The organism is Streptomyces sp. NPDC031365, from assembly GCF_055569765.1.
Window position 1 is genome coordinate 115962 of sequence record NZ_JBVIIM010000004.1, and the last position, 24042, is coordinate 140003.

Below are 24042 nucleotides of genomic sequence, written 5' to 3' on the forward strand. Positions count from 1 at the left end.
ACCACCGGATCCGGTACGCGACCGCTGGCGGGCGGCGATGCGACTCGCCCTGGACGAGGCCTCACTGGCCGTCCGGGGCGGGGACGTACCCGTCGGCGCCGTCGTCCTGGCCCCGGACGGAGCCACCGTGCTGGCCTCCGCCCACAACGAGCGCGAAGCCGGCGGCGACCCCACGGCCCACGCGGAGATCATCGCCGTCCGGCGGGCCGCCGCGAGGCTCGGGGAGTGGCGCCTGACCGGCTGCACGCTGGTGGTGACGCTCGAGCCGTGCACGATGTGCGCGGGCGCCCTCCAGCAGTCCCGGGTGGACCGGATCGTCTACGGTGCCCGGGACGAGAAGGCGGGCGCGGTCGGCTCCCTGTGGGACCTCGTCCGCGACCGGCGGCTCAACCACCGGCCCGAAGTGATCGGGGGCGTGCTCGCCGAGGAGTGCTCCCGGCTGCTCACGGAGTTCTTCCGGAACCGGTGAATACTGATTTCAAACCACACCGCACCGTGCTGTAAGGTCTCCCTCGGTAGCGTGTCCGAGCGGCCGAAGGAGCTCGCCTCGAAAGCGAGTGTGGCGCAAGTCACCGAGGGTTCAAATCCCTCCGCTACCGCCGATGAAGGGCCCCGTCGTCAGACGGGGCCCTTCGTGCGATCATGGGGCCGCTCGACGCATGTGACACCGGTGCGCATCAGTGACAGGGGAGGGCCGCGATGGCGGTGAACGCGAAGAAGGCCACCGTCTACGTCCTCGTGGTCTTCGTGCTGTACCTGATCATCACCGACCCGGAGACGGCCTCCGAGTACGTGCTGGTCGGGTTCCAGGGCATCTCCGACGCCGCGAAGGCCATCGGCGACTTCATGACCTGGCTCGCCAACGGAGGAAAGTGATGATCCGCCACCTGGTGCTCTTCCGGCTGAACGAGGGCGTCGAGCGCGACGACCCGAGGGTCGTCAAGGGCGAGGAGGCCTTCCGTTCCCTCAACGACAAGATCCCGGAGATCCGCTTCTGGGAGTGCGCCTGGAACATCAGCGACCGCCCCATCGCCTACGACTTCGCGATCAACTCGGCGTTCGAGGACGCGGACGCGCTGCGCCGGTACGCAGAACACCCGGAGCACCAGGCGGGCGTCGGGCTGTGGCGCGAGTTCGCCACGTGGGTGATCGCCGACTACGAGTTCTGACGCCCCGTCCCCCTGCCTCTCCCGAAGGTCCCCTGCCGTCACGGCAAGGGACCTTCGCGCGTTGCACGGCCCTGTTCGCCCTCAACACGGAATATGCGGTGCTTGCGCACGGTGAGTCAGTCTTGTGATGCTATGACCGCTTTTGACGGATGAGTTGACGGGCGATGAGAGCGATGAAGAGGTGGCGTTGACCGTGCCGGCCAGTACTGCGCCGCCCCAGGACGAGGCGTCCCCCGACGCGGCCCAGACTCCCGCCAAACGGCGCGGTGCCGACACCCGGGCCCTGACCCAGCTCCTCTTCGGCCAGCTCAAGGACCTCGAGCCGGGCACGCCGGAGCACACCCGCGTACGCGCGGCGCTCATCGAGGCCAACATCCCGCTCGTGCGCTACGCGGCCGCCCGCTTCCGCTCCCGCAACGAGCCGATGGAGGACGTGGTCCAGGTCGGCACCATCGGGCTCATCAACGCCATCGACCGCTTCGACCCCGAGCGGGGCGTGCAGTTCCCCACCTTCGCGATGCCGACGGTGGTCGGCGAGATCAAGCGGTACTTCCGCGACAACGTCCGCACCGTCCACGTACCGCGCCGGCTGCACGAGCTGTGGGTGCAGGTCAACAGCGCCACGGAGGACCTCACGACCGCCTTCGGGCGCACCCCGTCGACCGCCGAGATCGCCGAGCGGCTGCGCATCTCCGAGGAGGAGGTGCTGTCCTGCATCGAGGCCGGACGGTCGTACCACGCCACCTCGCTGGAGGCCGCGCAGGAGGGCGACGGGATGCCCGGACTGCTGGACCGGCTCGGCTACGAGGATCCCGCCCTGGACGGTGTCGAGCACCGCGACCTCGTCCGGCACCTCCTCGTGCAGCTGCCCGAGCGGGAGCAGCGCATCCTGTTGCTGCGCTACTACAGCAATCTCACCCAGTCGCAGATCAGCGCGGAACTCGGTGTCTCACAGATGCATGTGTCCCGACTGCTGGCGCGCAGCTTCCAGCGACTGCGGTCCGCAAACAGGATCGACGCGTAACCGGAACGAGCGAATCGCCTACCTGTGCCGTTCTGTGCTTTTCTGGGCCGAAAGCCCGTCAGACCCCTTGTTTCCAGGGCTGATTCACATCTCGGATGTCGACATGTCACTACAGCGCGTTGCCGACATGTGACATTCTGCGGGAAGCGCGTTTGCCGGAGCCTCGGCGCCGGTATTCAGGTGAAGGCTGCGTTCCTCAGATCGGGAGCGTCCGCCGCGACCGTCCCGCGACCCAAAGGGGGTGGCATGTCCGCAGAACAGGGCAGCTCGAAGGTGCTCACGCTCGCGGAGAGCGAAACAGCTCCCCATGCTCTCGACGCAATCGGCTCCATCGACGAAGGCCCGGCCACACCGGCTCCGGAGCTCCCGGCCACGACGGAACTCCCGGACACGACGGCCCTCGACACCCGCACCCTGTCCCGCTCCCTGTTCCTGCGGCTCGCCGCACTCGACGAGGACAGCCCGGAGCGTGCCTATGTCCGGGACACGCTGATCGAGCTCAACCTCCCGCTGGTGCGGTACGCGGCGGCGCGGTTCCGCTCGCGCAACGAACCGATGGAGGACATCGTCCAGGTCGGCACCATCGGCCTGATCAAGGCGATCGACCGCTTCGACTGCGAACGCGGGGTGGAGTTCCCCACGTTCGCGATGCCGACGGTGGTCGGCGAGATCAAGCGGTTCTTCCGCGACACCTCGTGGTCGGTGCGGGTACCGCGCCGGCTCCAGGAGCTGCGGCTGGCACTGACGAAGGCCAGCGACGAGCTCTCGCAGAAGCTGGACCGCTCCCCGACGGTTCCCGAACTCGCCGCCGTACTGGGCGTGTCGGAGGAGGACGTGGTCGACGGGCTCGCGGTCGGCAACGCGTACACGGCGTCCTCGCTGGACTCCCCCGCCCCCGAGGACGACGGCGGCGAGGGCTCGCTCGCGGACCGCCTCGGCTACGAGGACACGGCGCTGGAGGGCGTGGAGTACCGGGAGTCGCTCAAGCCGCTGCTGGCCAAGCTGCCGCCCCGGGAGCGGCGGATCATCATGCTGCGCTTCTTCGCCAACATGACCCAGTCGCAGATCGGCGAGGAGGTCGGCATCTCCCAGATGCACGTCTCGCGGCTGCTCACGCGGACGCTCGCCCAGTTGCGGGAAGGCCTCATTTCGGACTGAGGCAGCCCACAGCACGGGGCGCCGGCAGGACGCCCCGCGAGTGGAATCGGACATGTGGCCGTCGGGGCGCCCCGCAGGGGCGCAACGGCGGCCGCCGCGTTCCGGGCCGCTTCAGCAGCGGTTCCTACTTCAGCGCGAGCCACGCCACCGCGGCGACGACCGCCACGGCGACGACGATGCCGATGATCAGACCGATGCGCGGTCCGCCGCCGGTGGACGCGGCCTGCCGGCCCTGAGGGGCCTCGTCGACGAACGCGCGGAACATCTGGGTGTTGCCGGCGGGGTCGTGATGGCCCTGCGGGCCCTGGGTGTCAGCCATGTCACGAGACCCTAGCGAATCCCCGACGGGCGGCCCAAGCGGGGCAGGGGCCGGACCGGCGGGCGGGGCGCGGCAGGCCGGGGCCGGACGGGCCCAGCGCCTGCCACCTGCGTGTTCACTACCGCGATTACGTGCCTTTGCCAAGCTTTTGGGACGCCGGTCTTCGGATTTGCTTGCTTGTAGCAACCATCGAATCTACGGTTGCTTCAAGCAACGAAACGGGAGGTGCCATGGCCGAGCCGACGCAGTACGAGGAGCTGGTCCGGCAGTTCAGCGCCTTCGGTGCCGTCAAGCGGGAGATGAACCGCGTCATGCCGGCCGACTGCCCCAGCGGCTCCGCGTCCGTGCTGGCGCTCCTCGGCCGCCACGGCGACCTGCGCATGAGCAGGCTCGCCGAGCTGCTCTCCGTGGACATGTCGGTCACCAGCCGCCATGTCGCCCATCTGGTCGAGCGCGGCTGGATCGAGCGCTCCCCCGACCCCTCCGACAAACGGTCCCGCATCCTGCGCCTCACCGGCGCCGGCCGGGCGCAGCTCGACGTGCTGTTCCGGCGGACCACCCAGCTCCTCGCCGACCGCCTGGGCGACTGGTCCGACGAGGAGATCGGCCGCCTCACCCAGCTGATGGCCCGGCTCAGGGACAGTTTCGGCGACTGCCGCGCCGTGCCCCGGCCGGCCCCTGCCCCACGCGAGGAAACCACCCGTACACCCGCAAGCACCTAAGAGAAGGAAGACCATGGCAACGACCACACCAGCCGGTGTGCGGGCTCATGCCAAGCACGGGGGAGGCTCCTCCGCAGACGCTCCGATGACACACCGGCAGATCATGGAGGCGCTGTCCGGGCTGCTGCTCGGCATGTTCGCCGCCATCCTGTCGTCGACCATCGTCACCAACGCCCTGCCCGAGATCGTGGCCGACCTCGGCGGCGGCCAGAGCGCCTACACCTGGGTCGTCACCGCCTCGCTGCTGACGATGACCGCCTCCACCCCGCTGTGGGGCAAGCTCGCCGACCTGTTCAGCAAGAAGGTGCTGGTCCAGACAGCCCTCTGCGTCTTCGTCCTCGGCTCCGTCGTGGCCGGTCTGGCGCAGAACCCGGCGATGCTCATCAGCGCGCGTGCCATCCAGGGACTGGGCGCCGGCGGTCTGGCGGCCCTGGCCCAGATCATCATGGCCGCGATGATCTCCCCGCGTGAGCGCGGACGCTACTCCGGCTACCTCGGCGCCACCTTCGCCGTCGCCACCGTCGGCGGTCCGCTGCTCGGCGGTGTCATCACCGACACCAGCTGGCTCGGCTGGCGCTGGTGCCTCTACGTCGGTGTGCCCTTCGCGCTGATCGCGCTGATCGTGCTCCAGAAGACGCTGAACCTGCCCCTGACCAGGCGCCAGGTCAAGGTCGACTGGGCGGGAGCCTTCCTCGTCACCGCAGCCGTCTCCCTGCTGCTCGTCTGGGTCACCTTCGCCGACGACAAGTACGACTGGATCTCCTGGCAGACCGGCGCCATGGTCGGAGGTTCGATCGCTCTCACGCTGATCTTCCTGCTCGTCGAGAACAGGGCCGCCGACCCGATCATCCCCCTGCGTCTGTTCCGCAACCGCACCATCACCCTGGCCTCGCTGGCCTCGCTGTTCGTCGGTGTCGCGATGTTCGCGGGCACCGTCTACTTCAGCCAGTACTTCCAGCTGGCCCGGGGCGAGTCCCCGACCATGTCGGGCGTCATGACGATCCCGATGATCGGCGGCATCTTCGTGTCGTCCACGGCCTCCGGCATCATCATCACCAGGACCGGCAGGTGGAAGGGCTGGCTGCTGGCCGGCGGCGTACTGCTGACGGCGGGCCTGGGCCTGCTCGGCACCATGCGGTACGACACCCCGTACTGGCACATCGGCGTCCACATGGCGCTGCTGGGGCTCGGCGTCGGCATGATGATGCAGAACCTGGTGCTGTGCACGCAGAACCAGGTGGCTGCGGGCGATCTGGGCGCGGCCTCCTCCGTCGTGACGTTCTTCCGGTCCCTCGGCGGTGCGGTCGGCGTCTCCGTGCTCGGCTCGGTCATGTCGACCCGGATCAGCCATCACGCCCAGGACACCATCGGGCAACTGGGCCCGCGGGAGCGGGCGGCGGCGGCCGAGGCCTCCGGCAGCGGCGCGATCCCCGACATGGACCTGCTGCCCCCGTCCATCCGCACCTGGCTGGAGAGCGCCTACGGGCACGGCATCGCCGACATCTTCGTGTACGTCACCCCGGTCGCCCTGCTCGCCTTCCTGGTGACCCTGTTCATCCAGGAGGTCCCGCTGCGGACCACGGGCGCGCTGGCCCAGGCGGCGGCCTCGGCCGCCCCGCCGGTGGCGCCGGCCGGTGCGGTGACGACCGTGCCACCGGCAGCCTCCGCCACCCCGGACGGCCCGGAGACGTCGAAGGCCCCGGCCACTTCGAAGGCCCCGGGCACCTCGAACGGCTCGGGCAGCTAGGACGGCTCCGGCAGCTAGGACGCCGGGGCCGCGCCACAGGCGGCCGTCACGCCGATCCCGCCGGGGAGGACGTCGACCGGGCTGCCCGGTGCCGCGGGCCGGGGTACGGACCCGGCGGACGTGCCCGCGTCCGCCGGGCATCGCCGGGCGGCCGAGTCACGCTGTTCCGGCCGGCAGTGAGGTGCCAGGAACGCCCGGGTGTCCGGTTCCCCCCGCGACGTCGTGCCGATGGCCGCGAGGCGTGCCGGGACGGCCTGGTCTCCCCTCAGGTGCCCTGCGTCCGTCAGGGGTTGCCGTGGGTGTCGACGATGCGGCGGGCGAGGTCGCGCAGTTTCACGTTCTCCCGCTGCGAGGCCCGTACCAGGCTGTCGAAGGCGCCGGCCGCGTCGATGTCCATGCGCTCCATCAGGATGCCGGTGGCCTGGCCGATCAGGTCCCGGGTGCGCATGGCCTCGGTGAGCTGCTCGCGCACGGTGGCGGAGTCCAGGGCGATGCCGACATGCGCGGTGAACAGCCGTCCGATCCGCAGCGCGGCCTCGTCGAAGGCGCGCGGCTTGCGGGCGTACGCGGTGAGCACCGTCAGCCGGCGCCGGTCGGCACGCAGTCGCAGGGACAGTACGGAACGCAGGCCCAGCCCGGACAGCGCGTCCGCGCCCTCCTGGCCCTCGCTGTCCTCGACCCCGGCCACCGGGGCGGTCCACAGACGGTGCCAGTACGGATGCTTCCCCACCACGGGGGGACTGCCGTGCCGCTCCCCCACCACGGGCTGACCGTCCTCGGCGGCGCGCACCACCTCGTCGGTCCAGGCGAGCGTCTGCCTGCGGTTGTCGCGCTCTATGACGGAGATACCCGCGTGGTCGGCGCCCGGCAGAAGATCCACGGCAAGCCGCACGGCGGTGTCCAGGGTGCTGTCCGGGGTGGACGTCTCGTGCAGTCGGCACGCCGCGGCCGTCAACGCTTCCGCCAGATCCGTTCCGGCAGGGAAACGGGGCAAATCAGAAAACCGGGACGCAGCCACCACGAACCTCTTCGGCGAGCACGACCGGACGGTCGTGCGCAGGAGAGCTCCGCAGCACATTCCCGACTGCGAGCACAGGACGTACAGAACTTTAGCCGCTTCCGGTCATGCGCTCCGACGTGGTGCAATGGGAGCGGGTCAGGAAGTGGCCTTGCCGGAACTCCGGACGCACGACTGCCAGGTGACTGCCGTGACCTTCCTTCCGAATCCCCCATGGACACATGAACCGTCCGCGCGTGTGCTGCTCCCTTTCCCCACGGAGATCGACTTCTCCAACGCGGACGGACTGCTGCCGCTGATCATGGCCCGGGCCCGCCCCCACCCCGGCCGGCCGCCACAGGTCGTGGTCCTCGACCTCACCCCGACGCAGTTCATGGACTCCCAGGGCGTCCGCCTCATCAACGACGTACGCCGACTGCTGCACCCCACGACCCGGGTGCACGTGGTGGCCCTCCCGGAGAGCCTGGCGAGCCGCGTGCTGGAACTGACGGGCCTGCGCCGCGACATCCCCGTGTACGACAACCTTCCTGAGGCGATGGCCGCCTAGGCTGACGCCATGGCACCGAACATCGCGACGAACACCCGTGTGTCCCTCGACGAGTTGCTGGACTTCGTACGGCCCCGGCACCGGGCGGTCCTGCTGACCCGGCGGGCCGACGGCGGTCCCCAGGGCTCACCCCTGACCTGCGGGGTCGACGACTCGGGCCGGATCGTGGTGTCCACGTACCCAGAACGCGCCAAGACGCGGAACGCCAAGAGGGACGCCCGGGTGAGCCTGATCGTCCTGAGCGACGACTGGAACGGGCCCTGGGTGCAGATCGACGGCACCGCCGAGGTCGTGGATTCGCCCGAGTCCGTGGAGCCGCTGGTGGAGTACTACCGGAACATTGCCGGCGAGCATCCCGACTGGGACGAGTACCGGGCGGCGATGGTCAAGCAGGGCAAGTCGATCATCCGGATCACTCCGGAGCGCTGGGGTCCGGTGGCGACCGGCGGCTTTCCGGCGCGGATGGCCGAAGGGGAGTAGGGACACGTCCGTTCAGTCCCGGCCGCGGGCGGCCATCGCCTCGATGCCCGCCACCAGCAGGTCCAGGGCGAAAGCGAAGTCCCGCTCCAGCATCTCCTCGACCGTGTCGCCGCCGCGGGCCTTCATGATCCTTGCCGACTCCTCGATCACCTCGGAGGCGTCGGGTGACTGCGTCACCTCGCTCATGGCGTGCCGGTGGTACTCGTCGGGGGACATGCCCGTCGCGGCGACCCTGGTGTGGAAGTGGCCCTCGATCGTGCCGTACCCGTACACGAACTGGAAGACGGCCGCGATCGCCCCGGTCACCCCGTGTGCGGGCAGGCCGGTCCTGCGGATGACCTGCTGGATCACCCGGGAGAATTCCAGCGCGTTGGGCCCGATGTTGAGGAATCGGCCGGCCAGTGGCGACAGCCAGGGGTGGCGCACCAGCAGCGTGCGGTACTCGCGGGCGAGGGTGCGCAGCTGGTCGCGCCAGTCCTCGCCGGTGGCCGGATCGGGCAGGGTGAGCTCACCGAAGGTGCGGTCCAGGGCGAGTTCGAGGAGGTCGTCCTTGGTGGCGACGTACCAGTAGACGGACATCGCCGTCACATGGAGCTCGGCGGCGAGCCGGCGCATGGAGAACTTGGCGGGCCCCTCGGCGTCCAGCAGCCGTACGGTGACCTCGGTGATCCTCTCCCGGTCCAGTCCCGACGGCTGTCCACCGCCGCGCCCGCCGCGACGGGTCCTGCCGTCCAGCCAGACACTGGTCCGCGGGACGTCTTCGGACCGCTGGGCTGCCCTCACCATGGCGCACCTTCCTCGACTCGCCGACGCCGGTTCCTGCCGGGCACCCGTGGTCCGGGTGCGCGGACGGTCCGGCTGTCAGGCCTTCTCTCGCGATTCTGCCCGGTCCGCCCGGCGCAGCAACGCCGCCGTGATCAGTCCGCCGAGCAGCACTGCCACCGCCCCCACCAGCAGGCTCGTCTCCAGCCCGGCGGAGAACGCGTCGGTGATCCGCACCCGTTCGCCGTCCGAACCGGCCGCGGCCGGCGCCGCCGGGAGCGAGCTCGCCGCCACCGGAACCAGCGCCGCGAACCGCGCGTTCAGCACCGCGCCCAGGACGGCCACTCCGAGCCCGTTGCCGAACTCGGCGAGGGTGCCGTTGATCCCGGCGCCGACGCCCGTCTTCTCACGGGGTACCGAACTCATCACCGCGTGCGCCATCACCGGACTGCCGATCGCCGTGCCCGCCCCGATCATGACCAGGCCGAGCAGCGTACCCGTATAGCCGTGCCCGGTGAGCGTGGCGATCGACACCAGCCCGCCCGCCATCAGCGTCATACCGACGCCTATGGAGAGCGGGGTGCCCATCTTCGCCGCCCACCTGGTACCCACACCCGTGAAGTTGAGGGCGACGACGGTCATGGCCATCGGCGCGGTGCGCAGGCCCGCCTCCAGAGGGCCGTAGCCGAGGACGAACTGCAGGTACTGGGTGAGCAGGAACAGCGCGCCGCCCATGCCGAAGGTGATCAGCACCAGACCGCCGACATCCACCGGCCACAGCGCGGCCGGGGGCTTGTCCACGGTGATGGCGTTCGCCGCGTCCGGCGAACCGAAGAAGAACGCCTTCCAGGGCACCGACCCGGCCGACCGCGGTGTGCGGATCGCACTCGGACCGCGGGACGCGCTCTTCGACGATCAGGGTGGTGACCGTGCCGTCGACGTTCGGTCGTGGGGAGGACCACCTAGAAGGCGCCGTTGGGTGACGAAGTCGAGAGGGCCGTCCTCCCACAGCGGCCCGGGAGGCGGAGGGCCGTGCACCGGGCCGCCCGCCGCCCGCTTGGCCACCTCACGGACCCGTCCAGTTGCTCGTACAGATGGGACCGCAGCGCCGGCGTCGTCACCGTGCCGATCACCGCGCACACCACCGCGCACACCACCGCGATCAGCGCCACGGACGCGACGACGAGCCGCGTCCGCAGGCCCGCGGACGTGGTCGTCGCCGTCCGCTCACGACACCGCGGACTTGATCATGTATCCGGCGCCGCGACGGGTGTGGATCATCGGCTCCCGGCCGGCGTCGATCTTCCGGCGCAGGTACGAGATGTACAGCTCGACGACGTTCGCCTGCCCGCCGAAGTCGTACGACCAGACCCGGTCGAGGATCTGGGCCTTGCTGAGCACGCGCCGCGGGTTGCGCATGAGGAAGCGCAGCAGCTCGAACTCGGTGGCGGTGAGGTGGATGCCCTGCCCGCCCCGGCTGACCTCGTGACTGTCCTCGTCGAGGGTGAGGTCGCCGACGACCAGTACCGACTCGGAGCGGCGGTCGGCCGCGCCGGAACGCCGGATCAGCCCGCGCAGCCGGGCGACGACCTCCTCCAGGCTGAACGGTTTGGTGACGTAGTCGTCCCCGCCCGCGGTCAGCCCGGCGATACGGTCCTCGATGGCGTCCTTGGCGGTCAGGAACAGGACAGGCACGTCCGGCAGCTCGCGGCGCAGCCGCCCGAGGATGGACAGCCCGTCCGTGTCCGGCAGCATCATGTCCAGGACGACCGCGTCGGGCCGGAAATCGCGCGCGGTACGGAGGGCACCCTGGCCGTCCCCCGCACTGCGGATCTGCCAGCCTTCGTACCGCAGGGCCATGGACAGCAGTTCGGTGATCGACTGCTCGTCGTCCACCACAAGCACGCGGACGGGGCTCCCGTCCGGCCTGAGCAGTTCGGTGCGCCCCTGGGGCGAGATCGTGGTCATACCGCACACGATGCGCGGAGCCTCTGAGAACACTCTTTCGACAACCTGTGTTTTCCCTGAGAAACACACGGGCGCTCCCAGGGGCAGGATTCCGCGTCGCTGTCACGGACACGCGATTCCTCCCCGGCGCGGCGTGCACGCCGGGGTCTCCGCGAGAGACCGGGTGACCGCTCGTACCGCAACAGTCACCCGAGACCGCGCCCCGGGTCCTGGGCACGGTCAGAACAGCCCGTCCTGCGCCGCCGCCCTCTCCTTCAACGCTGCGACCGGTACCGCGAGCTCCCGCCCTGCGGCCGGCGTCAGTCCCCATCCGGCCAGCAGCCGGGTGTCCAGCACCACGACTCCTCTGCCCGTCAGCAGATGCAGATCGGGACCGGCGGCGGCCACGAGCTCACCGCTCACCACACCCCCGGCGACCAGTTCGCGGACCGCCCCCACGGCGGCAGGCACCTCCGCCAGCCCGAACACCCCGACATGATCGACCGGTTCGAACGGCGCGGGGTCCAGCGACTCCGGCCACCCGCTCAGGGCGACCGCCCGCGCGTGCAACCCGGCGATCTCCGCCGCCCGTTCTTCGCGCGCCGCCGGGAGCGCCGCCCGCACCGCCCGCTTGTCGGCGTAGGCGATCCGGTCGGGTACGCGGAGCGCGGCGCGCAGCAGTTCCTCGGTGCGCCGCGCCGCCATCAGCGGCCCGCTGCCCAGCCAGGTGAAACAGACCGCCCCCTGCTCCAGCAGCCGCGCCCGCCCCCGCTGCACCGCGGTGATCCCGACCTTGGCCATCCCGGGCCCGAACCACGCCAGGTAGACGCGGTAGGCCCGCGGATCGTCCGCGAGGGTGTCGGCGGCCACCGAGTGCGCCCGGTCCAGCCGGGCACACTCCTCGCAGCGCGCCCCCGTGCTGCGGCCCGGCACCACCGCACCGAGCGGACACGCATGCCCCCGTGCCCCCACACACGTCCGCCCGCCCCCTTCCGCGACCGCGAAGGCCACCCGCTTCCCCCAGGTCAGCGCCGAGTGCCGGCCACCGTCCCACCTCAGGACGGGACCATCGGCCGACCACCGCAGCCCCGAGCAGTTCCATGCCTGTGCCATCTCCGCCGAGACTAGTGCGCACCACTGACAACGCCGTCGCCCTGCGGCGGCTCGCTGCCCCGGCTCCCCGGCGCTCACCCGTCCCGAGCCGCACCCGCCGGCCGGAGGCCCTCCGCGTGCCCCTCGCGGGCGCCCAGGTCACGCACCCACCAGTCCCCCCTCCTGCTCCCGGTCGCGGCCCGCCCGGAGGAGCACCGCCTTCACCGGCTGACCCGTGACATGCGCCGAGGTGCCGGGTGCGACCGGCAGTGCCAACCTGGACTGAGGCATCGCACCGCTCGGGGACGTCCGAAAGGCGACAACATGGCGAGCAATGTCAGCGGTACGCGCCACCACCGGACCGGGCGGGAGGCGGAAAGTCCCTGGGCGACGAGCTGGACGTCCGCCGCGGCGGTCCTGATGACCTTCGGCGGCGTGATGGCGGCCTTCCAGGGCATCGCCGCCATCGCCGAGGACGACGTGTTCGTCTCCACCCGCAACTTCACCTACGCGTTCAGCCTGAGCGGCTGGGGCTGGATCCATCTGATCCTCGGCGCGCTCGTGACCGCCGCCGGTCTGGCCCTGTTCCAGGGAGCCACGTGGGCGAGGGTGGTGGGCGTGGCACTGGCCGGCATCAGCATGATCGCCAACTTCGTGTGGCTTCCCTACGCGCCCGTGTGGTCGATCGTCCTCATCGTCATCCACGGCTTCATCATCTGGGCCCTGTGCGCACCGCGCCGCGAAAGCCACGAGTCCCGGGCGTAGCGCGCGGGTCCACGGCCTGGAGTGCCCTGTGGCCCTGGCTTGCCCAGGCGGCCGGGGTGACGGTGATGGTCGCGGCCTACTTCCTCCTGCCCCTGGACCGGCTGGGCCCGCGTCGCCCCGTGCTGAGCTGGGTCCTCTTCGGCCTCGCGCTGGCCCTGATCGCCCTCCTGCTGGTGCGGCAGGCCGTCCACGTGCTGCTGTCCGTGCCGGACGTCCGCCCGGGGCTGGTGATCCCGCCCCTGATGTGCCTGTCCGTTCTGGTCTTCGCGACCGCCTACCTGGCACTGGCCCGGCGCCCCGGCGAACTCGAGGGCATCGCCACCCGCCTGGACGCCCTCTACTTCACGCTGGTCACCCTCGCCACCATCGGCTACGGCGACATCATCCCCCGGGGTCAGTCGGCACGACTGGTGACCGTCCTGCAAATCGTCTACACCTTCGTCTTCCTCACCGCGGCGGCCACCGGCCTGACCCGTTACCTCCGCGACACGCTCCGCCGCCGCGAGAGCACCCACCGGCCGGAGTGACCCACCCATATCGCGCACCGAAATGTGGTCTGCGTCACACTGAAATGGATGGGGATTTCCTCCCCGAGCCCTCGGACGAACGCGGGCCGATGATCCACCGGTTCCGTCCGCCCGCGGCCATCCGGTTCCGCCATCTTCCCGAGGGGTGTCCGCTCATGAGCGGCATGGACGCAACTGCTCTCGACAGCCTGCGCACGGCCTTGCGAGGACGCGTCGTCACACCGCATGACGCGGATTACGACGAGGCCCGCAGCATCTACAACGCCATGATCGACCGTCATCCGGCCGCCATCGCCCGGTGCACGGGCGCGGCGGACGTACGGACCACCCTCGCCTTCGCCCAGGAGACGGGGGCCGACCTCGCCGTGCGCGGGGGCGGACACAGCGGGCCGGGCCTGTGCCTGGTCGACGACGGGCTCACCCTCGATCTCTCCCCCATGCGCTGGGCACGGGTCGACCCGGAGGCAGAGACCGTGCAGGTGGGCGGGGGGAGCCAGTTGGGCGACCTGGACCACGAAGCCCACGCCTTCGGACTCGGCGTACCGACCGGGATCAACTCGACCACGGGGGTCGGCGGTCTCACCCTGGGCGGCGGGCACGGTCATCTCACCCGCAAGTACGGACTGACGGTCGACAGCCTGATCGGCGCGGACGTCGTCCTGGCCGACGGCAGTGTCGTCGCCGCCTCCGAGAAGGAACACCCGGATCTGCTGTGGGCGCTGCGCGGCGGCGGCGGCAACTTCGGGGTGGTCACGTCGTTCACGTTCCGGCTCCACCCGGTGGGCACGGTCGGGGTCGCGGTGACCGTGTGGCCGGTCGAGCGCACGCGGGAGGTGCTGCGCTGGTACCGGGAGTTCCTGCCCGCCGCGCCCGAGGACCTCAACGGGTTCTTCGCGGTCATGACCGTCCCGCCCGGGCCGCCCTTCCCGGAACCGGTCCAGGGCCAGAAGATGTGCGCCGTGATCTGGTGCTACACCGGCGATCTGGAGGACAGCCGCCTGGAGGACACACTGTCCGTGGTCAACGACCCCGCCCCGCCGGCCTTCCACTTCGCCACACCGATGCCCTACCCCGCCCTGCAGACCATGTTCGACGAACTGGTCCCCAAGGGGCTGCAGTGGTACTGGCGCGGCGACTTCTTCGACCGCGTCCCCGACGACGCCGTCGCCGTGCACGAGCGTTATGGCCGGTCCCTCCCCACCGAGCTGTCGACCATGCATCTGTACCCCGTCGACGGAGCGGCCCACCGGGTCGCCGCCGGAGAAACGGCCTGGGCCTACCGGGACGCGGTGTGGTCCGGCGTCGTCGCCGGCATCGACCCCGACCCGGCCAACGCCGACGCGGTCCGCCAGTGGTGCGTCGACTACTGGACGGACCTCCACCCGCACTCCATGGGCGGCTCGTACGTCAACTTCCTCGGCGAATCGGAAGGCCCCGAACGCGTCCGCTCCACCTACCGCGACAACTACGACCGCCTGACCGCCGTCAAGCGCGCCTACGACCCGGACAACTTCTTCCACGCCAACCAGAACATCCCCGCGTCCGCGGCCTGATCCCGGGCGACGCCGGGTGACGCAGCCGTGACGCCGGTCGGTCTCGCGAGCGCCGTCACCGTCGTGCCGGGCGCCGGACAGGTCGTCGCCGTCCGCCGCCGCAGGCCCGCGGACACCCCCTGACAGCGGGTGCCGGACCCCGCATTCCGGCACCCTCCGGGCTCACCCGAGCCCGTGAAGGCGGAAAACCAGAGGCCCTGTGGATCACTCCACAGGGCCTCTGGTCTGCTGTGCACTCGGCAGGATTCGAACCTGCAACCTTCTGATCCGTAGTCAGATGCTCTATCCGTTAAGCTACGAGTGCTTGTCTCTTCAGTTTTCTCGCCGCTCCCGGCCCTTTCGGCCCGCTCGCGGCGACAGGAAGAACATTACATGACTGCCGCCGCCATGTGAAATCCGTTTGGCCTACCCCTTGTGACCTGCACAGACGCCGGATCGGGGGAGTACATCGGGGGGGGAGTACGACGAGGCCCCGGCCGCAGGGACCGGGGCTTCGTGGGTGAGGGCGGAGGCGGAGGGATTTGAACCCTCGATGGGCTTTAAGACCCAAACCGCATTAGCAGTGCGGCGCCATAGACCGGACTAGGCGACGCCTCCTCGCACAGGCCGTCCGCGCGTGAGCGCGAGCGGGTCGGTGCGTGCCGATGATGACACAACCGCGTGGGGTGTCACCAATCGGTGCCCACGGTACTAGGCGGAGAGCCCGCAGGGCAAAGCACTTCCCACCGTGGGGCCGGCGTGGCGCAACGTTCCGCGCGGTGGCGCGTTGGGCAGGTCATGTCTCCGCTCATGTCTCCCCCGCTCATGTCTCCCGTCGTGGTGCAGGTCGTGTCACGGGCTCGGCGGTTCGCCGTCGTCGGCGCCGCCGCCCTTCTCGTCGCCCACACCTCGCTGTCCCCGGCATCCGCACAGGAGCCGCCTCCGCGCGGTGACCGTCTTACCGTCACCGTGCACGGCGCGGGCGACGGGGCGGACGGAACGTACGAGGTGCGCTGCCCGACCGGAGGGGGCAGCCATCCCGATCCCGCGGGTGCCTGCGCGGCCGTCGAACGGAACACGCGGTGGGGGCAGGACGCCTTCGGCCCGGCGCCGCGCGGCGCCGTCTGCACCATGCAGTACGGCGGGCCCGCCACCGCGCGGGTCACCGGCACCTGGGCCGACCGCCCCGTCGACGCGTCCTACGACCGCAGAGACGGATGCGCGATCGCCCGATGGGACCGGCTCGTGCCGCTGCTGCCCGAAACGGGACGGCGAGTCGGGGCACAGCGGGCGTAAAGGTCTGGCGAAGGTTCGGGGCGTGTCGGCGCAGGCAGTCACGGGTCCGGGGCGTACCGGGCGTCACATGGCCGCCACTTTCTGATGCGATGTGCGTCCCATCCGGCGTCGCGAGCGCAACCCCAGCCTTTAGACTCCCTCGCGTGACACGCTGCGGGCAGGTTGGCAAGATGGCCCGAGCGGTCGGCACGTCGCGGTAACAGGGAGGAAGCGGTCTCGTGAGCAGCAGGCCATCCCGAGGCGCTGCTCGCCTCGCAGCCATACTGGACGCGCTTCCCGACGCGTTGGTGCTGGTCAACGCCAACGGGACCGTCGTCAACGCCAACACCATCGCCCTGGAGGCCTTCGAGACCCCGGGCACGGCTCTGGTGGGGCGGGGGCTGCTGGATCTGCTGCCGCAGTTCGACAGCAAGCTCATCCCGGGGTCCATGCGGCGGCCCGACCACATCGACCCCCGCGCGCGTACCAAGCCGACCCGGATGATCGCGCGGAGGACCGACGGGAGCGAATTCCCGGTCGAGGTCACCAGTGCGAATCTGGAGACCGGCCAGCAGGCGTACGACAACTACGGCGGCGGCGGCGACGAACTACTGATGCTCGTCGTCCGCGACCTGTCCGGCACCGTCGACACCGAGGCCGAGCTGGCGCGGTCGCAGCGGCAGACCGAGATGATCCTGCGGGCCGCCTCCGAGGGTGTCGTCGGCACCGACACCGACGGGCGGATCGTCCTGGTCAACCCGGCCGCCGCCCAGATACTGGGATTCCGGGCCGGCGACCTCGGCGGACGCGAACTGCACACCCTGGTCCTGCACTCGCGCGCCGACGGCTCCCCGTTCCCCTACGACGAGTCCCCCCTCGCCGACACCCTGCGCTCCGGACGCAAACACCGGGTGCGCGGTCAGGTGCTGTACTCCAAGAGCGGCGACAAGGTGCCGGTCGACCTGACGACCGCGCCGGTGCGCGACGGCGACCAGCTCGTCGGCGCCGTCATGACCTTCCTCGACCGCCGTCCCTACGACGCGCTCGCCGAGGAGAAGGAAGCGGCCGAGAGCCGGCACCTGGAGGAGCTGGAGCGGCTCGCCGAGGCGCACGGTTCCGAACTCACCGCACTCCGCCAGAGCCACGTCACCGAGCTGGAGCGGCTGAGCGAGAAGCACACGGAGGAGCTCGCCGCGAACGAGGAGCGCTACGCCGCCCTCGGTGAGCGGGAGAAGGACCGTTACGAGGCCCTCGCCGCCCGGCACGAACAGCTGCTCATCCTGCTCGGCCAGTCCCTGCGCGGCCCGCTGGACGAACTGCGCCGCGAGCTGTCCGCGCTGGCCGCCGACGACGCCGGACAGCTGTGGCCCGAGGCCAACCAGGTGCTCCACCACCTGTCGGCCGGTTACGCCCGGATCACCACCCTCATCGACAACGTGCTCGGTTACCAGCGGCTCGACGTCGGCGCCGAGCAGGTCGCCCGTACGAAGGTGATGCTCGATGCCGTCGTCGCCGCCGGAGTCGACGGGGCCGTCGAGCTGATCGGTCCCGGGCGAGTGCAGTTCGCCGTGCACGCGCCACCTATCGAGGCCGAGGTCGACCCGCGGCTGCTCGCCACCGCCCTCGCCCATCTCGTCGCGGACGTGGCGGGCGTCGACGCGACCGGCAACACACCCATGTCGGCGGGCGGCTATCTGGACAACACCGTCGTGGTCGCGGCGGCGCAGCGCGGTGAGGTGGTCCGCATCGAGGTGCGCGGACCGTACAGCGGCGGCGACCCGGTGCACGAGCCGATCGTGCGCGGGATCGTCCGGGCGCACGGTGGTGTGCTGCAGACGCACGACGTACCGGGGATGAGCGGGAGCGCGTTCGTCCTCGAGGTGCCGATCGGGGGCGGGGCGGGGGTCGTGGTGGCCGTCGAGGCTCCGGTCCCGGCGCTGGAGGCCGCGCCCGCCGAGCCGACCGTCGGCGGCGGGCGGCGGCGGGCACGGCGCTCCTCCGTGGATGCCTTCCTGGAGAGCGAGGTGCCCGGCGCGGACGACGGTGCGGTCGCTGGGACCGCACCCACCGGCCGGCGCAGGCGCCGGGCGGCCGATGCCGCCGAGGACGCGGAGGCGCAGCTTCCGGCTCAGGCATCCGGTGAGGGCGCGACAGCGTCCGGCGGCACCGGGCGCCGACGTGGCCGGCCCGCCGAGAACACGACGGCCGGTGCCGGGCTCGAGGTCGCAGGTGCCGGTGCCGGGCTCGAGGTCGCAGGTGCCGGTACCGGGCTCGAGGTCGCAGGTGCCGGGGTGTCCGAGGGGGCCGTCGTCACCGCCGCCGAGCATGCGGCAGGGGCCGCCGCCTCGAACACGGGGCTGGGCGGGACCGTACCGCCGCAGGGGGTGCCCGCCCCCTCCGGCCGGCGTGCCCGGCACGGGTCCGGTGAACAGCACGCGCTGCCGGCGGCGCTGCCCGCGCCGGCCACGGGCCGGAACGGGTCCGCCGAGGCATCTCAGGCCGAGGTGGCCGTGCAGGTTCCGGCCCAGGCGTCGGGGCAGGAGCCGACGGGGCGGCGCCGGCGTGCGCTGGCCGCCGCCAGCGAGCGGGCGGCGGCGCAGGAGGCCGCGCCCCGTACGGTGTTCGCGCTGCCGCCTGCCGAGGCGGACCAGGAGGAGCAGGTCGCACAGCCCGCGCAGGCCGAGATGGTCGGCCGGGCCGCGCAGGCGGGCGAGGGCGGATCCGCCGCGCCCACTGCCCAGGCCGACAGCGGCCGGCATGACGCCGTACCGCACGACCAGGCCGACGACCACACCCCGCCGCAGCCGCATCCCACCAGCGCGCCGACGGGCCGTCGGCGGCGGGCCGGTGCCCAGCCGACGGAGGCGGCCCCGGCCACTCCGGCCGTACCGGCCCCCGGGGCTGCCGGGCAGTGGGGGGCGGTGCCTCCGCAAGTGATGCCGGCGCCGGTGCCCGCGCAGGGACAGGCCGGTGCGCCGGCACCGATTCCCGCCGCCCAGCCGCTCCCCGCCGAGGCCGCGCCCGTACAGGACGCCCCGGCCGGAGGCACCCCTGCCGGGCAGCCGTGGCCCGTCGCCGGTACGCCCGTGCCGCCGGTCCCGGACCCGCCGCAGCCGACGCCCGCCACCGGCACCCCGCTGCCGCCCGAAGGCGCACCATCACCGACACCGGCACCGGCACCAGCACCAGCACCAGCACCAGCACCAGCCCAGCGTGCCGCTCAGCCGTTGCCCGACGAGACCGCGGCACCGGTGGACCCGAACTCGACGCTGGGGCGGGCGATCAGCGTGCGGACGCTGGGGCAGGGTGTGCCGTTCAACCGGCAGGCCTCTCAGGTCCAGCAGCCGCTGCCGGCGGCCACGCCTCCCCCGCACCAGCCGGGCGGCTCCGGGCGCCGCCGCAAGCTCGGTACGCGTCCGGACCCTGCCGCGGGCAACGAGCGGAACGGACACCCGCGCCCGGCAGCCGAGCCCGCGCCCGCCGCCGGGCAGTCGCCGGCCTTGCAGCAGGGCCGGCCCCCGGCGCAGGCCCAGCCCCAGCCGCAGCCCTCCCTCGCCGGTCAGTCCCGGCTCGCGCCGCCGGCCGAGGGCACGGGCCGGTCGTACGCGATAGGAGCGCCCGACGCGGACGCCGCCGAGGGGCCCGAGCCGCTGGACGGACCCGGCGGTGCCGTCGAGGTCGCGGACCACCCGCGTCCGCAGCCGATGGACGACGAACTGCCGCCGGAGCCGCTGGACAACCCGCGCCGGCTGCTGGTGTGGCCCGCGCCGGACGTCTCGACGCAGCAGGCGCTGAGCGACCGCGGCTACCGGCCGGTGATCGTGCACTCGCGCGAGGAGGTCGACGCGCAGATCGCGGCCTTCCCCGCCGCGCTGTTCGTGGACCCGCTGACCGGGCCGATCACGCGTACGGCGCTGCAGTCGCTGCGCCGGGCGGCGGTGGCGGCCGAGGTTCCGGTGCTGGTGACGGCCGGGCTCGGGCAGGCCTCGCGCGATGCCGCGTACGGCGCCGATCCCGCCGTACTGCTGAAGGCGCTGGCACCGCGTGACAGCGAACAGCACCCTCCGCGTGTGCTGCTGATCGAGGAGCACGCGGAAATCGCGCTGGCGCTCACCGGGGCGCTGGAGCGGCGCGGGATGCAGGTCGCGCGGGCCGCGAGCGACGCCGACGCGGTGGCGCTGGCGGGGCAGTTCCGGCCGAACCTGGTCGTGATGGACCTGCTGCAGGTGCAGCGTCGCCAGTCCGGGATCGTGGACTGGCTGCGGGCGAACGGGCAGCTCAACCGCACCCCGCTGGTCGTCTACACGGCCACCGTCGGCCAGGCGGACCTGCCCCGGCTGGCCTCCGGCGAGACCGTGCTGTTCCTCGCGGAGCGGTCCACCAGTGCCGAGGTGCAGGACCGGATCGTCGACCTGCTCTCGCGGATCGGGACCAACTGACGGGCTTCACCGAGGACGGGCGAACGACGTGCGCCGGGCGGTGAGCGGGGGTTCCCCGGTCACCGCCCGGCGCGTTCGCCGTATGTGCGTCAGATCCGCGTGACGTCCAGCGAGCCCTCGGCGTACTGCCTGCGCAGCACCTTCTTGTCGAACTTGCCGACGCTGGTCTTCGGCACCGACTCGATCACCGTCCAGCGCTCCGGGAGCTGCCATTTGGCGATCTTGCCCTCCTCCTGGAGGAAGGCACGCAGGGTGGTGAAGTCGGCGGTGGAACCCTCCTTGAGGACGACCGTGGCCAGCGGGCGCTCGCCCCACTTGTCGTCCGGGACGGCGACCACGGCCGCCTCGGCGACGTCCGGGTGGGCCATCAGCGCGTTCTCCAGGTCGACCGAGGAGATCCACTCGCCACCGGACTTGATGACGTCCTTGGCGCGGTCGGTCAGGGTCAGGAAGCCGTCCGGGCTGATGGTGCCGACGTCGCCGGTCTTCAGCCAGCCGTCCTCACTGAACTTGTCCGCGGGTCGGAGCGGTTCGGCGTCGGGGCCGTTGTAGTAGGCGCCGGCGATCCATGCACCGCGGACCTCCAGCTCACCGGCCGACTCGCCGTCCCAGGGGAGGCGTTCGCCGCCGGGTCCGGTGAGGCGGGCCTCGACGCCGGCCGGGAAGCGGCCCTGGGTCAGACGGTAGGCGAACTCGGACTCGGTGCCGACGGCGGCCGCCGGCGGGCGGGCGATGGTGCCGAGCGGGGAGGTCTCCGTCATGCCCCAGGCATGGCAGACCCGCATGCCCAGCTTGTCGAACGCCTCCATCAGGGAGGGCGGGCAGGCGGAGCCTCCGATGGTGACCTGGGTGAGGGAGGAGACGTCCCGGGGCTTGGCGGTCAGCTCGGCGAGCAAGCCCTGCCAGATGGTGGGGACGGCGGCGGCGTGGGTCGGCTTCTCGCCCTCGATCATCTCGGCGAGCGGGGCGGGCTGCAGGAAGCGGTCCGGCATCAGCATGTTGACGCCGGTCATGAAGGTGGCGTGCGGCAGGCCCCAGGCGTTGACGTGGAACTGCGGGACCACGACCAGCGAGGTGTCCTCGTCGGTCAGGCCCATCGACTGGGCCATGTTGACCTGCATGGAGTGCAGGTAGATCGAACGGTGGCTGTAGACCACGCCCTTGGGGTCGCCGGTGGTGCCGGAGGTGTAGCACATGGCGGCGGCGGCACGCTCGTCCAGCTCCGGCCAGTCGTAGGCGACGGGCTGTCCGGCGATCAGCTCCTCGTACTCGTGCACCCGCGCGGTGGCGTCCGCCAGCGCGGAACGGTCACCGGGACCGGAGACGACCACGTGCTCGACGGTCTTCAGGTGCGGCAGCAGCGGGGCGAGGAGGGGGATCAGCGAACCGTTGACGAGGATCACCCGGTCGGCGGCGTGACGGACGATCCACGCCAGCTGCTCGGGGGGCAGGCGGAGGTTCAGGGTGTGGAGGACGGCTCCCATGGAGGGGATCGCGAAGTACGCCTCGACGTGCTCGGCGTTGTTCCACATGAGGGTCGCGACGCGTTCGTCGCCGGTGACGCCGAGGTCCTCGCGCAGGGCGTGGGCCAGCTGGGCCGCGCGGGCGCCGATCTCCGCGTAGGAACGGCGCTGCGGCTCGTCCTCGCCGGTCCACGTGATGACCTGCGATGTGCCGTGGATCGTCGACCCGTGGGTCAGGATCCTCGAGATCAGCAGCGGTACGTCCTGCATGGTGCTCAGCACGGCGTCCTCCTGGGCGACATTGCCTACGCGTCGGTACGGGTTGCGCTGATTCTGCGCACATACCGCGCGGTATGTCACTAGGGGAGCGGATGATCGATCACACCCCACCGGAGAACTTATTCCCTCAGATTCAGCTCATTTCCGAACAAGTCCCAGCTCAGCATCGTCGCGGAGCTTGCCGAGCGCCCTCGACACGGCGGACTTCACCGTGCCGACCGATACACCGAGCACCTCGGCCGTCTGCGTCTCGCTGAGGTCCTCGTAGTACCGCAGGACGACCATCGCCCGCTGCCGCGCGGGCAGCCGCATGATCGCGCGCCACATCGCGTCGCGCAGCGCCTGCCGCTCGGCCGGGTCGTCGTCGCCGAGCACCGGATCGGGCTCGGGCAGCTCGTCGCAGGTGAATTCGTCGACCTTGCGCTTGCGCCACTGCGACGTGCGCGTGTTGAGCAGCGCCCTGCGCACATAGCCGTCGAGCGCGCGGTGGTCCTCTATGCGCTCCCAGGCGACATACGTCTTGGTGAGCGCGGTCTGCAGCAGGTCCTCCGCGTCGCTCGGGTTCCCGGTCAGCGACCGGGCGGTACGCAGGAGCGCCGGCTGGCGGGCCCTCATGTACGACGAGAACGACGGGTACGGGAGGCCCTGCGTTGGTGGAACAGCGGCATCCGAAGCGCTGGTGCAGACGAGTGTGGTCATGTCTCCACGCTAGGAGCGAGCCCTGTCCCGCGGATCGGCCGCAGGTCGCGAAGCCACGTCCCCCTCAGGTTGTAGGAACGGGGCCCGCCGCACCTCCTACAGGTGGACAAGCGGATGAGGGCCAGTACGGGTCCACCCCTGAGGAAGGCCGCGTGGCGCGCAGGCCGTCGACGGTGAGCACCCGGTTGCACCTGACCGGCGGACCGGAGCACCGCCGCACCCGCACACGTCTGCGCGGCGGCACCGAAGCACCGTCGCGCGGACGCCTTGCACCCCCCGAAGCACACACCCGAACGGTCAGGAGGCCGACATCATCACCACAGCGGGGTGAAGCTGATGGCCACGTTGTCGGTGCCCTGGTTGACGGCGGTGAACGCGGACCCGTTGACCTGGGCGGAGTTGCTCCGGTTCGCGGCGCCGGGCCCGGTCGCCTGCTGCTGCGTGGTGGCCGAGTTGCCGAAGTTGTCGCCGCCGACACCGCTGCCGAGGGCGTCGGCAGCGGTGCTCGTGGCCGGCGCGTTCGATCCGTCGTCCGCGAGGGCACCGCTGTCCGCCGCCGCGGCACCGGTGAACAGGGCGGCCGCGAGCGGAAGTGCGGAGACCGCGGCGATGACGCGGGCGGTACGGATGCTTGCCATGTTGTGTTCCCTCCAGAACCCACAGGACGCACCGGCTCATGGCCGTCTGCGCGTGAAGTACCTCTGTCACCAGGGACGTTGACCCCCACCCCGGCGCTGTGCACGACGTCGCGAGATCAGGATTGCCCACCGGATACCTACCGAACCACCCTGTAGGCCACTATTCGCACGCAAGCGTGACGGCAAGTCAATAAACCCCATCCCGTTCTCCGATGCGCAAGGCCCTCATCAGGGACACCGCCACCCCAGGCCCACTAGGGGCGAAGCGTTCCGGCGGTTTCCTCGCAGGCCCCGGCCGCCCCTCAGGCCCCGCAGGCCAGGGAGGTGGGGGGGGGGGGGGGGGGGGGGGGGGGGGGGGGGGGGGGGGGGGGGGGGGGGGGGGGGGGGGGGGGGGGGGGGGGGGGGGGGGAGAAAGGGAGGGGGAGAAGAGGAGGGGAGGA

Annotated in this window: 23 protein-coding genes and 3 tRNA genes; 15 read left to right on the forward strand and 11 right to left on the reverse strand. The window is 71.4% G+C overall.

Features of this window, described 5'->3' with window-relative positions:
* The first annotated feature begins 37 nt into the window (after positions 1-37).
* From tadA to ACZ5C2_RS08425, 6 genes are all read left to right on the forward strand, one after another.
* Positions 38-469, forward strand: coding sequence for a tRNA adenosine(34) deaminase TadA (gene tadA / locus ACZ5C2_RS08400; protein WP_468788534.1), 432 nt, complete (start codon positions 38-40; stop codon positions 467-469).
* Between the two features lie 45 nt (positions 470-514).
* Positions 515-599, forward strand: a tRNA-Ser gene (locus ACZ5C2_RS08405).
* Positions 600-699: 100 nt separating this feature from the next.
* Entirely contained in the window at positions 700-876 is a 177-nt protein-coding gene (locus ACZ5C2_RS08410) for a hypothetical protein (protein ID WP_468787922.1), read from the forward strand.
* On the forward strand, positions 876-1169 hold the full coding sequence (locus ACZ5C2_RS08415; protein WP_468787924.1) for a Dabb family protein: 294 nt from the start codon (positions 876-878) through the stop codon (positions 1167-1169). The genes ACZ5C2_RS08410 and ACZ5C2_RS08415 overlap by 1 nt, the downstream gene beginning before the upstream one ends.
* Positions 1170-1356: 187 nt before the next feature.
* A complete protein-coding gene (locus ACZ5C2_RS08420) occupies positions 1357-2193 on the forward strand; it encodes an RNA polymerase sigma factor SigF (protein WP_468788536.1) in 837 nt (278 codons plus the stop codon).
* A gap of 246 nt (positions 2194-2439) precedes the next feature.
* Complete coding sequence (locus ACZ5C2_RS08425) at positions 2440-3351, forward strand: RNA polymerase sigma factor SigF (RefSeq protein ID WP_468787926.1); 912 nt, start codon at positions 2440-2442, stop codon at positions 3349-3351.
* A 124-nt stretch (positions 3352-3475) separates the two neighbouring features.
* Here the strand turns inward: ACZ5C2_RS08425 and ACZ5C2_RS08430 are convergent, their stop codons facing one another.
* Positions 3476-3670, reverse strand: coding sequence for a hypothetical protein (locus ACZ5C2_RS08430; RefSeq protein ID WP_468787928.1), 195 nt, complete (start codon positions 3668-3670; stop codon positions 3476-3478).
* Between the two features lie 230 nt (positions 3671-3900).
* Here ACZ5C2_RS08430 and ACZ5C2_RS08435 point away from each other — a divergent pair, with 230 nt between their 5' ends.
* Complete coding sequence (locus tag ACZ5C2_RS08435) at positions 3901-4392, forward strand: MarR family winged helix-turn-helix transcriptional regulator (protein WP_468787930.1); 492 nt, start codon at positions 3901-3903, stop codon at positions 4390-4392.
* 85 nt (positions 4393-4477) lie between these two features.
* On the forward strand, positions 4478-6139 hold the full coding sequence (locus ACZ5C2_RS08440) for an MDR family MFS transporter (protein WP_468787932.1): 1662 nt from the start codon (positions 4478-4480) through the stop codon (positions 6137-6139).
* A 283-nt stretch (positions 6140-6422) separates the two neighbouring features.
* On the opposite strand, the gene ACZ5C2_RS08445 is transcribed toward ACZ5C2_RS08440, so the two are convergent.
* Positions 6423-7217 (reverse strand): ANTAR domain-containing protein, encoded by a 795-nt coding sequence (locus ACZ5C2_RS08445; RefSeq protein ID WP_468787934.1) that lies wholly within the window; start codon positions 7215-7217, stop codon positions 6423-6425.
* Positions 7218-7398: 181 nt separating this feature from the next.
* On the opposite strand from ACZ5C2_RS08445, the gene ACZ5C2_RS08450 reads away from it, so the two are divergent.
* Positions 7399-7704, forward strand: coding sequence for an STAS domain-containing protein (locus ACZ5C2_RS08450; protein ID WP_468788538.1), 306 nt, complete (start codon positions 7399-7401; stop codon positions 7702-7704).
* 9 nt (positions 7705-7713) lie between these two features.
* The gene (locus ACZ5C2_RS08455; RefSeq protein ID WP_468787936.1) at positions 7714-8184 is read left to right on the forward strand and encodes a PPOX class F420-dependent oxidoreductase; all 471 of its coding nucleotides are present in this window, start codon (positions 7714-7716) and stop codon (positions 8182-8184) included.
* 12 nt (positions 8185-8196) lie between these two features.
* Here ACZ5C2_RS08455 and ACZ5C2_RS08460 read toward each other — a convergent pair whose 3' ends face one another.
* From ACZ5C2_RS08460 to ACZ5C2_RS08475, 4 genes are all read right to left on the reverse strand, one after another.
* Entirely contained in the window at positions 8197-8970 is a 774-nt protein-coding gene (locus ACZ5C2_RS08460; protein ID WP_468787938.1) for a TetR/AcrR family transcriptional regulator, read from the reverse strand.
* A gap of 75 nt (positions 8971-9045) precedes the next feature.
* Positions 9046-9801, reverse strand: a complete 756-nt coding sequence (locus ACZ5C2_RS08465) for an MFS transporter (RefSeq protein WP_468787940.1) — start codon at positions 9799-9801, stop codon at positions 9046-9048.
* 372 nt (positions 9802-10173) lie between these two features.
* The gene (locus ACZ5C2_RS08470; protein ID WP_468787942.1) at positions 10174-10914 is read right to left on the reverse strand and encodes a response regulator transcription factor; all 741 of its coding nucleotides are present in this window, start codon (positions 10912-10914) and stop codon (positions 10174-10176) included.
* A 219-nt stretch (positions 10915-11133) separates the two neighbouring features.
* Positions 11134-12006: a DUF2797 domain-containing protein gene (locus tag ACZ5C2_RS08475; RefSeq protein WP_468787944.1), complete on the reverse strand. Its 873-nt coding sequence runs from the start codon at positions 12004-12006 to the stop codon at positions 11134-11136.
* A gap of 303 nt (positions 12007-12309) precedes the next feature.
* On the opposite strand from ACZ5C2_RS08475, the gene ACZ5C2_RS08480 reads away from it, so the two are divergent.
* From ACZ5C2_RS08480 to ACZ5C2_RS08490, 3 genes are all read left to right on the forward strand, one after another.
* Complete coding sequence (locus ACZ5C2_RS08480; RefSeq protein WP_468787946.1) at positions 12310-12750, forward strand: DUF7144 family membrane protein; 441 nt, start codon at positions 12310-12312, stop codon at positions 12748-12750.
* A gap of 65 nt (positions 12751-12815) precedes the next feature.
* Positions 12816-13277: a potassium channel family protein gene (locus ACZ5C2_RS08485; RefSeq protein WP_468788540.1), complete on the forward strand. Its 462-nt coding sequence runs from the start codon at positions 12816-12818 to the stop codon at positions 13275-13277.
* 164 nt (positions 13278-13441) lie between these two features.
* Positions 13442-14830 carry an FAD-binding oxidoreductase gene (locus ACZ5C2_RS08490; RefSeq protein WP_468787948.1) on the forward strand — a complete coding sequence of 463 codons (1389 nt, stop codon included), beginning with the start codon at positions 13442-13444 and terminating at the stop codon, positions 14828-14830.
* Between the two features lie 231 nt (positions 14831-15061).
* Here ACZ5C2_RS08490 and ACZ5C2_RS08495 read toward each other — a convergent pair.
* Positions 15062-15134: transfer RNA gene (locus tag ACZ5C2_RS08495), tRNA-Arg, on the reverse strand.
* 202 nt (positions 15135-15336) lie between these two features.
* A tRNA-Ser gene (locus ACZ5C2_RS08500) sits at positions 15337-15427 on the reverse strand.
* Between the two features lie 207 nt (positions 15428-15634).
* Here ACZ5C2_RS08500 and ACZ5C2_RS08505 point away from each other — a divergent pair.
* Together ACZ5C2_RS08505 and ACZ5C2_RS08510 are read left to right on the forward strand one after the other, a co-directional pair.
* Complete coding sequence (locus ACZ5C2_RS08505; RefSeq protein ID WP_468787950.1) at positions 15635-16105, forward strand: SSI family serine proteinase inhibitor; 471 nt, start codon at positions 15635-15637, stop codon at positions 16103-16105.
* A 218-nt stretch (positions 16106-16323) separates the two neighbouring features.
* Complete coding sequence (locus ACZ5C2_RS08510) at positions 16324-20523, forward strand: hybrid sensor histidine kinase/response regulator (protein WP_468787952.1); 4200 nt, start codon at positions 16324-16326, stop codon at positions 20521-20523.
* 89 nt (positions 20524-20612) lie between these two features.
* On the opposite strand, the gene ACZ5C2_RS08515 is transcribed toward ACZ5C2_RS08510, so the two are convergent.
* The 3 genes from ACZ5C2_RS08515 to ACZ5C2_RS08525 all read right to left on the reverse strand — a co-directional run bounded on the left by ACZ5C2_RS08515 (position 20613) and on the right by ACZ5C2_RS08525 (position 23602).
* The gene (locus ACZ5C2_RS08515) at positions 20613-22256 is read right to left on the reverse strand and encodes a long-chain fatty acid--CoA ligase (protein WP_468788542.1); all 1644 of its coding nucleotides are present in this window, start codon (positions 22254-22256) and stop codon (positions 20613-20615) included.
* Positions 22257-22403: 147 nt separating this feature from the next.
* On the reverse strand, positions 22404-22964 hold the full coding sequence (locus tag ACZ5C2_RS08520; protein ID WP_468787954.1) for a SigE family RNA polymerase sigma factor: 561 nt from the start codon (positions 22962-22964) through the stop codon (positions 22404-22406).
* A gap of 314 nt (positions 22965-23278) precedes the next feature.
* Complete coding sequence (locus ACZ5C2_RS08525; RefSeq protein WP_468787956.1) at positions 23279-23602, reverse strand: hypothetical protein; 324 nt, start codon at positions 23600-23602, stop codon at positions 23279-23281.
* Between the last annotated feature and the right edge of the window lie 440 nt (positions 23603-24042).